Origin of the sequence: Butyrivibrio sp. TB, assembly GCF_900110805.1 — a bacterium.
In the GTDB taxonomy this organism is placed as follows: domain Bacteria; phylum Bacillota; class Clostridia; order Lachnospirales; family Lachnospiraceae; genus Butyrivibrio; species Butyrivibrio fibrisolvens_C.
Map to the genome: position 1 here is coordinate 1 of NZ_FOER01000018.1, position 16,910 is coordinate 16,910.

The 16,910-nt window shown below is 43.4% G+C and carries 16 protein-coding genes; all 16 read right to left on the reverse strand.

Annotated elements, in window-relative coordinates; all coding sequences use genetic code 11:
- On the reverse strand, nt 1-196 hold a 196-nt coding region (locus BMX21_RS12300; RefSeq protein WP_143057256.1), incomplete at its 3' end, for a hypothetical protein.
- Nucleotides 197-598: 402 nt separating this feature from the next.
- Nucleotides 599-1,615 (reverse strand): UDP-glucose 4-epimerase GalE, encoded by a 1,017-nt coding sequence (galE, locus tag BMX21_RS12305; RefSeq protein ID WP_022754118.1) that lies wholly within the window; start codon nt 1,613-1,615, stop codon nt 599-601.
- Nucleotides 1,616-1,860: 245 nt separating this feature from the next.
- Complete coding sequence (locus tag BMX21_RS12310; protein WP_092044810.1) at nt 1,861-3,090, reverse strand: UTP--glucose-1-phosphate uridylyltransferase; 1,230 nt, start codon at nt 3,088-3,090, stop codon at nt 1,861-1,863.
- A gap of 254 nt (nt 3,091-3,344) precedes the next feature.
- Nucleotides 3,345-5,183, reverse strand: coding sequence for a GH25 family lysozyme (locus BMX21_RS12315; RefSeq protein ID WP_092044813.1), 1,839 nt, complete (start codon nt 5,181-5,183; stop codon nt 3,345-3,347).
- A gap of 221 nt (nt 5,184-5,404) precedes the next feature.
- Nucleotides 5,405-6,889, reverse strand: coding sequence for an L-fucose/L-arabinose isomerase family protein (locus BMX21_RS12320; RefSeq protein ID WP_092044816.1), 1,485 nt, complete (start codon nt 6,887-6,889; stop codon nt 5,405-5,407).
- 265 nt (nt 6,890-7,154) lie between these two features.
- A complete protein-coding gene (atpC, locus tag BMX21_RS12325; RefSeq protein ID WP_022754114.1) occupies nt 7,155-7,568 on the reverse strand; it encodes an ATP synthase F1 subunit epsilon in 414 nt (137 codons plus the stop codon).
- Nucleotides 7,569-7,587: 19 nt separating this feature from the next.
- Nucleotides 7,588-8,982, reverse strand: a complete 1,395-nt coding sequence (gene atpD, locus BMX21_RS12330) for a F0F1 ATP synthase subunit beta (RefSeq protein WP_022754113.1) — start codon at nt 8,980-8,982, stop codon at nt 7,588-7,590.
- 59 nt (nt 8,983-9,041) lie between these two features.
- Nucleotides 9,042-9,881, reverse strand: a complete 840-nt coding sequence (atpG, locus tag BMX21_RS12335; protein ID WP_022754112.1) for an ATP synthase F1 subunit gamma — start codon at nt 9,879-9,881, stop codon at nt 9,042-9,044.
- An 18-nt stretch (nt 9,882-9,899) separates the two neighbouring features.
- A complete protein-coding gene (gene atpA, locus BMX21_RS12340) occupies nt 9,900-11,420 on the reverse strand; it encodes a F0F1 ATP synthase subunit alpha (RefSeq protein ID WP_092044819.1) in 1,521 nt (506 codons plus the stop codon).
- Between the two features lie 50 nt (nt 11,421-11,470).
- A complete protein-coding gene (atpH, locus tag BMX21_RS12345) occupies nt 11,471-12,013 on the reverse strand; it encodes an ATP synthase F1 subunit delta (protein ID WP_022754110.1) in 543 nt (180 codons plus the stop codon).
- A complete protein-coding gene (atpF, locus tag BMX21_RS12350; protein ID WP_027203646.1) occupies nt 12,010-12,522 on the reverse strand; it encodes a F0F1 ATP synthase subunit B in 513 nt (170 codons plus the stop codon). Before atpF ends, atpH begins: the two co-directional genes overlap by 4 nt.
- Before the next feature lie 45 nt (nt 12,523-12,567).
- Nucleotides 12,568-12,843, reverse strand: a complete 276-nt coding sequence (gene atpE / locus BMX21_RS12355) for an ATP synthase F0 subunit C (RefSeq protein WP_022758206.1) — start codon at nt 12,841-12,843, stop codon at nt 12,568-12,570.
- Nucleotides 12,844-12,901: 58 nt separating this feature from the next.
- On the reverse strand, nt 12,902-13,654 hold the full coding sequence (locus BMX21_RS12360) for a F0F1 ATP synthase subunit A (RefSeq protein WP_027203647.1): 753 nt from the start codon (nt 13,652-13,654) through the stop codon (nt 12,902-12,904).
- Between the two features lie 3 nt (nt 13,655-13,657).
- Nucleotides 13,658-14,110 carry an ATP synthase subunit I gene (locus tag BMX21_RS12365; protein ID WP_027203648.1) on the reverse strand — a complete coding sequence of 151 codons (453 nt, stop codon included), beginning with the start codon at nt 14,108-14,110 and terminating at the stop codon, nt 13,658-13,660.
- Between the two features lie 83 nt (nt 14,111-14,193).
- Nucleotides 14,194-14,466: an AtpZ/AtpI family protein gene (locus BMX21_RS12370; RefSeq protein WP_022754105.1), complete on the reverse strand. Its 273-nt coding sequence runs from the start codon at nt 14,464-14,466 to the stop codon at nt 14,194-14,196.
- Between the two features lie 342 nt (nt 14,467-14,808).
- Entirely contained in the window at nt 14,809-16,584 is a 1,776-nt protein-coding gene (aspS, locus tag BMX21_RS12375) for an aspartate--tRNA ligase (protein ID WP_242952916.1), read from the reverse strand.
- Between the last annotated feature and the right edge of the window lie 326 nt (nt 16,585-16,910).

The following is a 16,910-nucleotide window of genomic DNA, read 5'->3' on the forward strand; positions in this document are numbered from 1 at the left end:
AGCGTTTGAGACTGCCTCTTATCTGGTTGTCTTTTTCTTCAAGCGTTTGCTTTATGAAATCTCTTTCGAGTCTGTTGAACTGAGCATGTACTCCTCTTTCAAACTCAGCCATCTCGAAAGGATTCTTTGCAAAAGATTCCTTAATTTTTACAAGTTTTTCTTCCACTTCTTCCCAAATTTGTTTTATACTGTCCATAAGGACACCTCCTGCATTTTTTGTTTTTGCCAACAAATATGTTAACACAGAAGGTTGTCCTTTTTATTGCGTACAATTATTTTACCATTATCTATTAATCCTACAAAAACTTTACCCTAGCTTCCTTACGGGAATAGAAGTACATTCCTTTTAATGTCGAGACTGAGTATATATTATCATCTTTTTTTAAAGAAGTGTTCCCCAATGCGACGAAATGCATCTTTTAGATGACAGATTGCATATTGCCAACAAATTTAGCCTCATGTCATAGGCAAAGACAGCTTTTAACGATTCAAATTGCTGCGTATGTTTGATAAGTTCGAAGTTACAGTTACTAAAAAATCAGGGCTCTGCCTTAATACAAGGCGAGCCCTTTATACCGATCTTTATATCAGTCTTTTTTTAGTCTTCGTATCCGTTCGGATTATTCTTCTGCCATCTCCAGGAATCTTCGCACATTTCGCGGATACCATTCTCAGCCTTCCAGCCAAGTTCCTTCTCAGCCTTGCTTGCATCTGAATAGCAGGTTGCGATATCTCCGGCTCTTCTGGGAGCGATCACGTATGGGATCTTGACGCCGTTAGCTTCTTCGAAGTTCTTGACGATATCAAGAACGCTGTAACCTACGCCTGTTCCAAGGTTGTAAAGTGAAAGTCCTGTGCCGGGTTCAAGCTTCTTAAGAGCCTTAACATGTCCCTTAGCAAGATCTACTACATGGATATAGTCACGAACACCTGTTCCGTCCGGTGTATCATAATCATCACCAAATACGTTAAGGTGATCAAGCTTACCAACTGCAACCTGTGTGATATAAGGCATGAGGTTGTTAGGAATACCGTTAGGATTCTCTCCCATAGTTCCTGACTTGTGAGCTCCGATAGGATTGAAGTATCTAAGAAGTACTACATTCCACTCATTATCCGCCTTCTGGATATCTGTAAGGATCTGCTCAAGCATATGCTTGGTCCAGCCGTAAGGATTGGTGCATACTCCCTTAGGGCACTCTTCTGTGATCGGGATGATGGCAGGATTGCCATAAACTGTTGCAGATGAGGAGAAGATGATGTTCTTTACATTATGCTTCCTCATCTCATCAAGAAGAGTCAATGTTCCTGAGATGTTGTTTTCATAATATTCCCAAGGCTTCTGAACAGACTCGCCAACTGCCTTAAGTCCTGCAAAATGGATAACTGCATCGATCTTCTCATTTGAAAAGATCTTCTCAAGATCCTCACGGTTTCTGATATCTGCTTCATAGAAAGGAACTTTCTTGCCTGTGATAGCTTCAATTCTGTCAAGAACCTTCATTGATGAGTTACAGAGGTTGTCCATAACTACTACATCATATCCGGCGTTCTGCAGTTCAACTACTGTATGGCTTCCGATATAACCTGTTCCACCTGTTACTAAAATTGTCATAATGTTTACCTCCTGGGATACACAAAAAACATATGTATGCTCACTATTACCAAACTCGCTCTTACTATCCGTAATTATAAATAACACGAGTTGGCCGTTCAATAACAACATGTTATGCAAAGCTGTCAAAATGTTAACAACCATACAAACGATAATAGCCATAATATAATCGTCTGAGGCATCATCGCCTTGAAAATCATATTATGGCTACCTTAACTTAGGCTTTAAATAGGCCTAAAGTATTATCAAAGCTCGATTCCATTGAGCTTGCAAAGCTCTCTTGCTGACTCTACAGAATCAACACCTGTAGCGTTCTTGATAGGTGCGAACTCTTTCTCTCTTACTACTTCGTAAGGAAGACATGAATCCAGCATATGGATCATATCAAGAACAAGCTGCTCGAACTTGCATCCGTTTGGCTTCTCCGGCTTAACAAGCTGCGCATTTTCATCTATATGAGGGATCTTCTTCTCAACTACGTGAAGAGGAAGTTCCTTAGAAGCTATCTCCTCAAGAGCCTTTTCATTGAAAAGATAATTAAGGATTACTCCAAAGTTATAAGCAGGATCGCCGTTCTCATCCTTGGCATCCATCATCTCCTGTGAAAGCTCGTAATACTCTACGATTGAAGGTTTACCATCTTCAAGGCACATAACACCAACCTTCTCATCAGGAGCATTCTTCTTAACAACCTTGGCACCAACGCTTACTCCGCGCTTAACTGTAGCACCTACGAAGCAAGGATCACAGATTCTCTGAAGTACGTTATCTACAGCAAATACATCGATCCACTCGATTCCTTCTGCATGGATGACATCAAGAAGGCCTGCTCTGATCATTGATGAGAACCATCCTGCATTACCGTTAGGTGATGTAGAGATGCGGTCCTTGCCTTCCATGTATACCTTACCTTCATAGTCAGAAGCAGGTGCCATATCCTGCTTGAAGAATGTAACCTTATCTTCAGGATATCCAAAGAACTTCTTCTCAGTCAGGAACTTAACTGTAGCTTCATGGTTCTTCTCACTTGTCATTATGAAAAGATGAATATAAGCTCCACCTGCAGCATTAACGCTGTCCATAAGGTTCTCAAAAAGTCTCTGGAAGATATATACGTTCTTGGTAAGACCTATATCATACATTCCCTTTGGATTGTCTGATCCAAGACGTGTTCCCATTCCGCCTGCAAGAAGTACTGCTGCTGTCTTGCCGGCTTTGATAGTCTCAATACCGATTCTCTCAAACTCTTCTCTGCCTGCTTCTATCTCAGGAAGCTGCATAGCTGCAAGCGGGCTGAACTTGCCGCGGTTGCCGCCCTTTCCAAGCTCTGAGCACTTAGAAAGTACAGCAAAATCTGTTTCATCTATCTGCTGCAGAAGTGCCTTTTTGCTTTCTTCTGAAAGCTCATCGTAGTATTTAAGGACATGCTCCTGTCCGTATTTTGCCAGTTTCTCTTTAGCCTGTTCTAAATTCATTTTTTCACTCACCTCCAAATTGGTTGCTGTCCACCATATTTTATATAGTGCAGCACCACTTACTCCCTTTTTCAAAATTGCCTATTTACTTTATCACATTTTTCGTAAAGTTTCCACTTAAGAGTTGCGCATGTTTTTTGCATTTCATATAAAAAAAGCGATTGATGTGCAACTTTTACCAAAACACAACAACCGCTCTTTTATAATAATCATTTAATTAAAACTAATCGAAAATCCCATATGCTAATGAGATTTTAATATACAGCAACTACAGGAGGTACGAGTCCTTCAGGTGCTATAAGTTTACCGTTCTTGTCAAATGTGCAGTCAAGGCCTGCTATGTTGATAGTTGCCCCTGCTACCATCTTGCCATCTTCTGCGAAGTAGAAGAATCCGTCGCCTATCTGTACGAATCCGATAACCATATGTCCATCTACAGGATCCAGCATGTATGTGCCATCCTTGGTCTTGTTAAGACCTTTAAGGATCAGACCGTCTTTGCCTGCGATATAGAAATTAACACCATCGCTAAACATCTGCCCTGCTACCATCTTGCCGTCTGCGCCGAAGAAGTAGTCGCCTACAAATCCTGTCTGCATCAGTCCTTCTGCGTTGAAGAAGTAGCTTGCCTTATCAATTGTTACATTACCAACTGCTGCTGCATGTGTCTTAGGATCGAAATAGTATACTCCGCCTGTTGCAGGATCTGTATAGAATCCGCTGACTGCTGCGCCGTCTGCGCCGAACATATATTTTGCTCCGCCAACTCCAAGCATACCAGTCTGCATTACAGCATTCTCGTTGAAATAGTACAGATTATTATTTATAGTCTGAAGTCCTACTACTGCAGTACGTGTTTGAGGCTCGAAGTAATAGGTCTTACCTGAAGCAGCATCTGTATAGAATCCTGTGTATGCCTTACCTTCTGCGTCGAAATAATAGATACCTGTATCAAGTCCTAAAAGACCTGTTCTCATGATACCGTCTGTGCCGAGATAGTAGAGATTATCTCCTATGCTCTGAAGGCCTGTAAGCATTACATAATCGTCGTTAAAATATCTTGTGCCATCAGGAAGTGGTACAAATCCCTTTACAGCCTTACCATCAGTACCAAAATATGTCTGGATGCCTTCTCCTACTGTAAGAAGACCTGTCTGCATGATTCCTTCTGCATCAAAGTAGTATCTTGAATTCTCTATATCAGCAAGTCCTACTTTAGCATTACCACCATTGGCAGGATCAAGATAGTACTGATTGACGCCATCGTTCATCCAGCCCTTCCATACAAGGCCGTTAGAAGCATCACAGAAATACTTGCCGCCTGCTGCCGGTCTGACCCAGCCCTTCTGCCAGCGGTAATTGTTGTAATAATATGTACCCTTGGCTGTTGTAAGGAATCCTTCAGGGATGATCACTGATGAATAATCTGTGAAGAGATAGTCCATATCAACTCTGCCGTTTATACCCGGAACTGAACCACTGCTCGTATACTGCCATACGCCATAGCTGTAAGGCATTGTATTGGTATCAGAGTACTGAGCTACCCATTTCTGCCATGATACATCGCCAAGACGCTGTACGTACCAGTTTCTGCTTGCATATACCATTGGCATATATCCTGCATCAGATACTATAGTACAGAATGTATTGACGATCGCCTGCTGCTGAGCCATATTAAGAGCCTTCTGGCACTGAGCTTCGATATCAATTACTACAGGAAAAGATACCTGATAAGGTGCGATAAGCTGTAGTAACAGACTTGCTTCACTAGCTGCCTGCTCCGGGCTCATAGCATATGTATACCAGTAAACACCTACTCTAAGACCTGCTGCTGCAGCGCCTTGAAGGTTATTGATATACTGTGTGTCGATAGTTTTGGAAGTTCCTACGCGAACAAATGCAAATGTGATACCACTATTTGCAACTGCTGTCCAGTTAATAGCACCCTGATAGTGAGATACGTCTATTCCTCTTGCTATTACAGGCGCTGCCTGTACATCAACAACCGCCTGAGGCGCCGCAAGTGCTGATGCAAGAGAAATGACAATAGCTGACAGCATAGCTGTTAGCCGTCTGATGACTTTTTTTGACATTGTCCTCCTCCTTTAATAAAGCTTTTTCCCTAACTGACATATATTATAATTATACCGATAAAAGGCTTTCCTGTGAAGACTAAGGAACAAAGTCATGGAGGGCTACTATCAAACTTTTACAAAAAAGGGTCTGTGCACCTTGTCATGCACAGACCCTTGAAAATCTAAACTATACCTTTTCTATAACCTTATTTTTTGTATAATTTTTATACTATCTAAGATTATGCCCAAGGATTCTCTGTAGGATACTTAACTCCTGCAGGCTGGTTGTAACCGATCTCTTCTACAGGTACACCGATGTACTTGAATACCTCGAAGAGCTGCTTGCCCCAGTTACCGAATGCAACAGCACCGTGGTGAGGGAAGTTCTTCTCGATAAGTACGTGTCTGTAGAATCTGCCCATCTCCTTGATAGCGAATACACCGATTGAACCAAATGACTTAGTTGCAACAGGAAGTACTTCACCCTGAGCGATGTAAGCACGAAGCTTAGAATCAGCTGTGCTCTGGAGACGATAGAATGTGATCTCACCAGGAACGATATCTCCTTCAAGTGTTCCGTTTGTAACTTCGATAGGAAGGTTACGAGCCATGATCTTCTGGTATCTCATCTCATGGAATGAAAGCTTGCTTGTGCATGTATTGCCGCAGTGGAAGCCCATGAATGTATCTGTGTGCTTGTAAGGGAACTTGCCCTCGATTGACTCTTTGTACATATCCTTAGGTACAGAGTTGTTGATATCAAGAAGAGTTACAGCATCGTTACTGATAACTGTTCCGATGAACTCTGAAAGTGTTCCATAGATATCAACCTCACATGATACAGGGATTCCTCTTCCTGTAAGACGGCTGTTTACATAGCAGGGAACGAATCCGAACTGTGTCTGGAATGCAGGCCAGCACTTTGTTGTAAGTGTTACGAACTTTCTGTAGCCCTTGTGAGCCTCGATCCAGTCAAGAAGTGTAATCTCATACTGAGCAAGCTTCTCAAGAACTTCAGGCTTCTTGTTGCCTGATCCAAGATCCTTCTTCATATCTTCTACTACTTCAGGGATACGAGCATCGCCAGCGTGGTTCTTGAAGCTCTCGAAGAGATCAAGCTCTGAGTTCTCTTCGATCTCTACACCAAGGTTGTAAAGCTGCTTGATAGGAGCATTACAAGCAAGGAAGTTCATAGGACGAGGTCCGAAGCTGATGATCTTAAGGTTCTGAAGTGCATATACAGCCTTAGCGATCGGAAGGAACTCGTGGATCATATCAGCACAATCCTCAGCATCGCCTACAGGATACTCAGGGATATATGCCTTTGTATTTCTAAGTGCAAGGTTGTAGCTTGCATTGAGCATACCACAGTATGCATCGCCTCTTCCGTCCATAAGGTCGTTCTGGCTCTCTTCTGCAGCTGCGCAGAACATCTTAGGTCCGTCGAAGTGCTTAGCAAGAAGTGTCTCAGAAATTTCAGGACCGAAGTTTCCAAGGAATACGCAGAGAGCTTCGCATCCGTTCTTCTTAACATCTTCAAGAGCGTTAACCATATCGATCTCGCTCTCAATGATTGTAATAGGGCATTCATAGATGTCCTTAGCATCATACTTGTCTGCATAAGCCTTAACAAGTGCTTTTCTTCTGTTTTCTGCAAGGCTAGCCGGGAAACAATCACGGCTAACTGCTACGATTCCGATTTTGATTTCTGGAATGTTGTTCATTTTTTTGCCTCCTACCTCTTATAACATTAACTTTTTCTTCTCAAGCCAATTACCAGTTGTACGGTATTACATGTATTTATTATTAATACAACTGATATACTATTTGTCTTTAATACAAAATTATTTTACAACACATTTTGAATTTTTAATGTTTAATTATTGCTATTTAGTCCTCAATTTTAATTTTCTATCTATTCAACAAAAAAAGAGCCTGGAAACTGTATAAAATAACATGTCTCCAAGCTCTTTTTATGTGTACAACTTATTATTTTTTGTTCGCTACATCGGATCTTATAAGGGCTCTCTTGAGCTTAGCTTCTGCAAGCATGACATCCTTGTCACCAAGTTTGTCTTTGGTTGCAAGTCGCTCCTGAGCACGCTTTTTGGCATCCATAGCTCTCTCAAGATCGATATCCTCTTTCCATTCCCATGTTGTAGCAACAACACGGCACTCGCCGTCCATGACATTTATCATTCCGCCCATGCAGGCAGCTGTTTTTACTGTTCCGTCCTCGAATTCAACCTTAGCAGGTCCCATGCCAAGTGCAGAGCAATAATTAGTATGCTTTGCCATAACACAGACATCACCGTCTATGGTGCGAAGGATAATCCTTGTAGCCTGTCCGTCCAGCTTACTCCCGTCAGGAGTAGCTATCTGAAGATGAAACGGAGTTGCCATAGCTCATCCCTCCTTCATCTTATGATTTCTTTGCTTTTTCGAAGGCTTCATCGATAGTTCCGCAGAAGAGGAATGCTGATTCAGGAAGCTCGTCACACTCACCGTTAAGGATCATGTTGAAGCCTCTGATAGTCTCTTTAAGCGGTACATACTTGCCGGGGATACCTGTGAACTGCTCAGCAACGCTGAATGACTGGGACAGGAATCTCTGAACCTTACGAGCACGGCTAACTGTAAGCTTATCCTCGTCAGAAAGTTCATCCATACCCATGATAGCGATGATATCCTGCAGCTCTCTGTATCTCTGAAGAACCTGCTGTACGCCTCTGGCTGCTTCATAGTGATCCTTACCAACTATCTCAGGTGTAAGGATACGGCTAGTAGAATCCAGCGGATCAACTGCAGGGTAGATACCCTGAGAAGCAATCTCACGGGACAGAACCGTAGTAGCATCCAGATGTGTGAATGTTGTTGCAGGAGCAGGGTCTGTAAGGTCATCCGCAGGTACGTATACAGCCTGAACAGATGTAATAGATCCGTCCTTGGTTGATGTGATACGCTCCTGAAGTTCACCCATTTCGGTAGCAAGTGTAGGCTGATAACCTACGGCCGAAGGCATACGGCCAAGGAGCGCCGAAACCTCAGAACCTGCCTGAGTGAAACGGAAGATATTATCGATGAACAGAAGCACGTCCTGCTTCTTAACATCACGGAAATACTCAGCAACAGTAAGTCCTGAAAGACCTACTCTCATACGAGCTCCCGGAGGCTGGTCCATCTGACCGAATATAAGAGCTGTCTTATTGATAACTCCTGATTCGCTCATCTCACCATAAAGGTCATTACCTTCACGGGTACGCTCACCAACACCTGTGAATACTGAATATCCACCGTGCTCTGTTGCTACGTTGTGGATCAGTTCCTGAATAAGAACTGTCTTACCAACGCCGGCACCGCCGAACAGACCTATCTTACCACCCTTAAGATAAGGGCAGATAAGGTCAACGACCTTGATACCTGTCTCCAGGATCTCACTTGCCGTCTGCTGATCTTCATAAGCAGGAGCCTCTCTGTGGATAGGCCAATAGTCTGAAGCCTGAATCGGCTCCTTGTTATCTACAGGCTCACCAAGGAGGTTCAATACCCTACCAAGGCACTCTTCGCCAACGGGCATCTTAATAGGTGCTCCGGTATCTTTGGCAGGAGTTCCTCTCATAAGGCCGTCGGTACTGCTCATGGCGATACAGCGGACTTTGTCGTCACCTATATGCTGGGCAACTTCTACTACCAGACGTGTGCCATTATTATCAATCTCAATGGCATTCATCAGATCCGGCAGCTGTCCATCTTCAAATTTGATGTCCAGTACAGGTCCCATTACCTGGGTTACTGTACCTATATTTTCTGTAGCCAATGATTATCTCCTTTATATTTAGACAAAAGATGTTTACAGTTACACGCTTCATTCCAGCGTTATGAACCGGATCCCGATACGATCTCCGTGATCTCCTGCGTGATAGCAGCCTGTCTTGCACGGTTGTAGTACAAGCTGAGATTGTCGATCATGTCGGAAGCGTTGTTGGTAGCATTCTCCATAGCCATACGGCGTGCACCCTGTTCGGATGCGGCACTTTCGCACATTACGCTGAAGATGATACCTGCTATATATTCCGGTATTATCGCATTGAATGTCTCTTCAGAACTCGGTTCATACATGATAACCTCACGACCGTTTTCTGACGGTGGATCCGGTGTAAACGGAAGCAGCTGCCAGGTCGTAGGTACCTGTGACAGAACCGATTTGAAGACAGTTCCGGCCACATGGATCTCGTCGTAGTCGCCATTTTTATAGCCCTGACATACGAGTCTTGACATTTCGAAGCAGTCACTGACAGATACTTCACCTACCAGCGGGAAAGCATCGGATATGATCTCCCTGTTTCTCTTACGGAAGTATTCCAGTGCTTTCTTACCTACAGGAAGGAATGCACATTCCTTACCTTTGGTTTCCTGTTCGATCATCCTGAACATGTTGGCATTGTAGCCGCCTGCAAGTCCTCTGTCTCCGCCAAATACGATATATAACCTCTTCTTGATCTCTCTTTTCTTAAGATATACAGAATCAAAATCAGAGTTTGAATTAGCTATATCGTTGAGCGTCTTAGAAAGGACTTCGTAATAAGGACGGCTGTTCTCTACACGTTCCTGGGCCTTGCGGAGTCTGGAAGAAGCTACCAGCTTCATAGCTCTGGTAATCTGCATGGTGCTCTGCACTGATTTTATGCGGAGCTTGATGCTTTTCATCGAAGCCATGTCAGTTCTCCTTTCCGCTTATGCATTCTTTGTAAACCGTTTTGTATACTCAGAAAGTGAATCCTTAAGAGCACCTTCGATCTCATCATCCCATGCGCCTGTAGCGGCAATCTTGTCCATTACGGCCTTGCCCTTTTCATTGGCATCAAGGAAATCATAAAGACCTGACTCATATTCTGCTACCTGAGCTGTGTCAACTTCCTTAAGGTAGTCATTGTTAACGGCATAAAGAATTGCTACCTGCTTCTCAACAGGAACAGGAGTTCCTCTGTTCTGCTTGAGAACTTCCACAATTCTGGCACCCTTATCAAGACGAGCCTTGGTATCTTCATCAAGGTCTGATCCGAACTGTGCGAAAGACTGAAGCTCTCTGTACTGTGAGTACAAAAGCTTGAGTGTTCCGGCAACCTTCTTCATGGCCTTGACCTGAGCATTACCACCTACACGGGATACGGAGATACCGGGGTTAACGGCAGGTCGTACACCTTCGTGGAACAGCTCTGTCTCAAGGAATATCTGTCCGTCTGTAATAGAGATAACGTTGGTAGGAATGTATGCTGATACATCACCTGCCTGTGTCTCGATGATAGGAAGAGCTGTAAGTGATCCGCCGCCTTTAGCTTCAGAAAGCTTAGCTGCTCTTTCAAGAAGACGTGAGTGCAGATAGAATACATCTCCGGGATAAGCTTCACGTCCCGGTGGACGTCTGATAAGGAGTGAAAGCTCACGATAAGCAACCGCATGCTTAGAAAGATCATCATAGATGATAAGTGCATGCTTGCCCTGATTCATGAAATATTCACCAATAGTAGCTCCTGCATAAGGTGCAATGTACTGAAGAGGAGCACCTTCTGATGCAGTAGCTGCAACAACTACTGTATATTCCATAGCGCCTGCTGCTTCAAGATTTGCAACAAGGTTGGCAACTGTGGAATTCTTCTGACCTATAGCTACATAGATACAGATAACATCTTTGCCCTTCTGGTTGATGATAGTATCTGTAGCAATAACTGTCTTACCTGTCTGACGGTCACCAATGATAAGCTCACGCTGACCACGACCTATCGGGATCATTGAATCGATAGCTTTGATACCTGTCTGGAGAGGCTCCTTAACAGGCTGACGTTCGATGATTCCGGGTGCTGTATGTTCGATAGGATCGAAACGTACAGACGTAATATCACCCTTGCCATCTATTGGCTGGCCAAGGGCATTGACTACTCTTCCGAGTACATCATCGCCTACAGGAACAGATACAACTTTTCCTGTACGCTTTACAATATCGCCTTCTTTAATTCCTACATCGGAACCAAGAAGGACTATTGAAATGCTGTTTTCTTCCAGATTCTGTGCCATGCCGTAAGTACCGTTAGAGAATTCTACAAGTTCTCCGGCCATACATTTTTCCATTCCGCTGGCACGTGCGATACCGTCACCGACCAGGATAACAGTTCCTGTCTCTGCCTGTTCGATAGCGGCGGAATAATGCTTGATCTGGCTTTTTATTATCTGACTAATTTCTTCAGGTTTCAGCGCCATTTCTCATCCTCTTATTCCTGCGCTTACTGCGCATACTTACCCTTTCAGGGTTATACAACTGTATCTTTGATGATGGAATTAAGAGCATCAATACGCTCTTTTGCTGTGCCATCATATCGCTTGCCATCCATGTCGAGACGGATACCGCCGATAAGCGCGGGATTGACATAGCAGGTCATATCGACCCTCTTGCCTTTCATCTTCTCAAGCTTATCGTGAAGGGCAGTTTTCTGAGCATCTGTTAGTGCTACAGCACTTGTAACGGTTGCTTCCACAATGCCATGGGCTTCATTGTAAAGTCTGCGATACTCTTTGGCGCAGCCCTTAACTTCGCCCATATATCCCTTCTCACACATGAGTTTTAGGAAATTCAGAAGGTAAGGCCACATGTCAGCTCCGAATGCTTCATCAAGGAGTCTGACCCTGTCATCCTTACTGATACTGGGTTCTGAAAGAAGCTTTTCGTAAAGGGGATTTTCTTTCATGAGAGAAAGAACTGTCCCAAGCTGTTCCAAAACCAGATCCGTCTGATTTTCTTCCGAAGCAAGCTCATATAAGCTTCCACCATATTTCTTGGCTGTTTCGGTCATCATATAGACGTATCTCCAACATTCTGAATGAATTCGTCAACTAGGTTCTCATGATCCTTTTCGTTGATTTCGCGGCCGATAACCTTAGACGCGATGCTCATTGCCATAGAACCGATCTCGTCTTTGGCATCATTGATCGCGCGCTTTTTCTGCTGCTCAATATCCTTCTCTGCCTGTCTCTTAATTGAGGCAGCCTCTGACTGGGCATCTGCAACGATCTTCTCGCTTCTCTTAGTCGCAGTACTTGTTGCTTCCTTGACTATACGATCAGCTTCGTCGTTAGCTCTGGAAAGACTTGTCTCGTACTGAGCTTTGAGATCAAGCGCTTTGGCCTTGGCTTCTTCAGCCTCTTTTAAAGGCTGGTCTACAAGTCCCTGGCGCTTGGCCAAGATGTCCATTACAGGTTTGTACAGGAACTTTTTGAACAAAAGAATCTGAATACCCAGGTTGATCAGCTGAACAACAATTGTCTGCCAGTCCAGCGAAACCAATAAATTGTATGTTGCTTCCATGGTATTCTCCTTTTCTTGGTTTAAGTGTCCTTGTTCCTGACCTTATTAAAGCTGTCCAAGGAAAAGACCAGGTGCAACGAAGATCAGAAGAAGACCTGTAACGAAACCGTAAATACCTGTTGTCTCTGAAAGAGCGACACCGAGGATAAGTGTTGATCTGATCTCGCCTGATGCTTCCGGCTGACGTGCGATTGATGAAACTGCTGCTGCTGCCGCATTACCTTCACCAATACCAGGACCTATACCTGCTATAAGAGCAAGTCCGGCGCCAATACCACATCCTGCAAGTGCAATACCTTTAGCTAATACTGTTAAATCCATATTTAATTCCTCCTAAGAATTATTCGTTACTGTAATAGGTTTATTGCCTGTAAGTAACTTATTCTGATGCCTGTTTAATGAATATACACGTAAGTGTACAGAAGATAAACGGCTGGATCAGTCCGCTGAACCAGTCAAAGTAAAGTGATGTCACAGCCGGTAAACCAATCTCAAGGATCGGAATATTAGCTGCAAGCCATCCTCCAACTACAGGGATAAGTCCCAGCAGCGCAGCACTGGCAAGCCCCAGTGAAGAATAGATCAGGGTTCCGATAACCATACCCGAAAGTATGTTGCCGAAGTGACGGCAAGCCATAGATATAGGCGTGGAGAATTCACTGATGATATTCATAGGTAGCATTACCGGCATAGGATCAAGATATCCTTTGAGATATCCGCCGAATCCATTAGCCTTGATTTTGTGCTTGGTTATGAGTATCAATACAATGATCGCCCATCCGGCCTCTGTTGCCAGGTCAGCAGTCGGACTCCAACATCCTCCTACAAGACTTATCATGTTGCTGAAAATAGCAGTCCCGAACAAAGCGCCAATGAATGGAATATAGTAGTCGAACTTATCGCCCATATTGCCTCTTACAAAGTTATTAAGAAGCTCTACTATCCACTCTGCAATGGCCTGCCTCTTACTGATGCCGGTTACCTTAAGATTTCTTCCAAGGATCCAGCAGATAAAAGACAATACGATCAGAACTATCCAGCCCATGATCATGGTCTGAGTGATGTGGATCTCCCCAATCGGCGAGTTTTCTACTATCGTATAGATCCTCGCGCCATGAAGATCAATGTCCATAAATCAGGATTCACCTCCTTTTACTCCGGGCTCTGAACCAACCTTGCCGGTCAGGTTCAGTTTGCCGGTTATTTGTAGTATATAAATAGCTAGTTTCGGGAAGAGAAGCGGTATCAGAGCGCTTATAACATTGATAAAGGGTACAAAAACAGAAGCTACAATCCATAAGCCCTGAAGCCCCATTCTCTGAGTGTAGCCTTTCTGAACGCCTCTTCTTACTTCTGCACCTCCATTCTGTGCCGCGTTGAGCGATCTCTGGAGAGAAACTGCCATCCAGATAAAGCAGATCATTCCAATAAGAGTACCGCCAACTGCACCGATAACAATAGTCACATCAAACGCGTATAAGCCGGTAAATGAAATCAAAAAACCGACCACGATCTCAATGACACACAAAATCCCGCAACAGGCAAAAACTCCTTTAACGAGTCCTTTGATATCATCATCTAAATGCATGAAACTTCCCTCCCCTTAAAATGTCCTCTTGAATCTGTCATAAGTAAGTGTCCACATTATTATATTTCGGCTAAAAAGCCTTTTTAGTAATGTTTGGAAAAAGAATGACTTTTTGGTTTGTTCTTGTCAGGGCGTTTCTGACCTTTCATGACTATTTTGGTGTAAAACTTCCAGAAAGTCATAAAGCCTGCGCCAAGACCGAAAAAAAGCCCAACAAAATAAATCCACATTCCAAATCCGAAATGTGTATCAAGGTACCAGCATCCTGCAAGACAAAGCAGCACGGGCATGATCAGATCAAGCCCCAGCTGGCCAACATATACAAGATATTTAAATGCATTAGACCAATCTCGCATATATACCTTTCATAATAAAAATATAAAAACACGCATGTTCACCAATATTTTAACATAGTGGTTAATTTATGTGCAAGGCTGTCACAAAAACGACAGTCTGTGTTCAAGCAGTCGCACTTCCCACTTGGACGGGCCGGCATCCCCGAAGTCTTTACAGGGGCAGGCCTGTCCAAGTGGGAAGTTTTTATTTTAAATAAAAAAGCCATCCCAACTTACCTAGGATGGCTTTTCGTTATTTATACATGATTAACCTCATGTCGCGAGTGAAACGAGTGACTAATGGTTCAAATTGATGGAGCTCGCGTCATCAATTTGGGTTTGAAAGTGGAACACTTTCAAACTTTACTCTTCTTCTGTAGCTGTAGTCTTGATGTGAAGCTCTTCAAGCTGCTTGTCTGTTACAAAGCTCGGAGCTCCCATCATTACGTCCTGAGCATTCTTGTTCATAGGGAACGGAATAATCTCACGGATTGAATCCTCTGCTGCAAGGAGCATTACCATACGGTCTACTCCGGGAGCGATACCAGCGTGTGGCGGTGCACCATAGCAGAATGCGTTGTACATAGCAGGGAACTTCTTCTTAACGTCCTCTTCACCAAGCTTTACAAGTTCGAATGCCTTGATCATGATCTCAGGATCGTGGTTACGAACAGCACCTGATGAAAGCTCTACGCCGTTAACAACAAGGTCGTACTGATCTGCCATGATAGTAAGAGGATCAACCTCACCTTTTTCTGCCTTAAGAAGGATATCAAGACCGCCTGAAGGCATTGAGAAAGGATTGTGGCAGAACTCAAGCTCTCCTGACTCTTCGCCTATCTCGTACATAGGGAAGTCTACTATCCAGCAGAATGCATACTGCTCTTTGTCCATGTGTCCGGGAACAGCTGCACCAAATGTCTTAACAAGTACACCTGCTGTCTTAACTGCAGCACCCTTTTCACCAGCAGAAAGAACTACAAGTGTGTTAGGCTCAAGTGAAAGTGCCTTAACAACTTCATCCTTCTTAGGTGCTACGAACTTGGAGATACCTCCAACAAGTTCGCCATTTTCATCTACTCTGAACCAGTAACCCTTATTACCTGACTGAACTTCTACAGCTTCCATTGTCTTGTCGATGAACTTACGGCTCTCATGGAAGTTTGATACTACAACAGCCTTGATAACGCCGTCAGCAAATGGAGCGAAGTCAGGTGTGCGAAGAAGCTCTGTAACATCTGTAACTGTAAGGTCGATACGAAGGTCAGGCTTATCTGTTCCATATTTCTCCAAAGCTTCAAGATAAGGAATTCTTACAAAAGGAGCACCTGATGCTCTGTCATATGTTCCATACTTGGCAAAGATTGGAGGAAGTACATCTTCGATTATTGCAAATACATCTTCCTGAGAAGCAAATGCCATCTCCATATCAAGCTGGTAGAACTCTCCCGGTGATCTGTCACCTCTTGCATCCTCATCGCGGAAGCAAGGTGCTATCTGGAAGTAACGGTCAAAACCTGAAACCATAAGGAGCTGTTTGAACTGCTGAGGTGCCTGAGGAAGTGCATAGAACTTACCAGGGTGCTTACGTGCAGGAACAAGATAGTCTCTGGCTCCTTCAGGTGATGATGCTGTAAGTATAGGAGTTGTGATCTCCATAAAACCGTGATCTATCATAGAGCTTCTAAGAGCTGCAATGATCTGTGATCTTAAGATGATGTTCTTCTTAACTTCTGGATTTCTAAGATCAAGATATCTATATTTAAGTCTTGCTGTCTCATCTGCTTCACGGCTGTGATTGATCTCAAAAGGGAGCTCATTGTAGCGACAACGTCCAAGAACTTCTACCTTCTCAGGGACAACTTCAATCTCACCTGTCTCCTGCTTAGGGTTCTTGGAGCTTCTCTCTCTTACAACACCTTCAACTGATATTGTTGATTCCTTGGTTATAGCCTTGAACTGCTTCATCATATCAGCATTTTCTGCTACAACCTGTGTTGTACCATAGAAGTCACGGATTACTACGAATCCAAGTTCTGCTCCGACTTCTCTGAAATTCTCAAGCCATCCGCACAGCTTAACTTTCTTGCCTGCGTCTGACAGCCTTAATTCTCCGCATGTATGTGTACGGGACTGCATCTTTATTACCTCCATCTACCTTAGGTGTTTTATGTCATACTGCTACTGTTATCTATTACCACCTTATGTTACAGCCAAAACAATTATCGTTTAATCGTTTTTAGCTTTTTTATGTTCTTATTAAATGCCAATCTATAATATCAGAAAAAAATAATCATTTCAACGCCTCAGTATATTAGCGAAATATGCGTTAAAAAGGGTGGATTAAAGGCTTAAAATTTGTACAAATTTTCTTTTATTTTTTTGTTGCAAATTATGGATAGAGGATTATAATAGAATCACCTGTAAACAATTTTGTAATATTTTGTAATAGTTCTTTGAGGTCC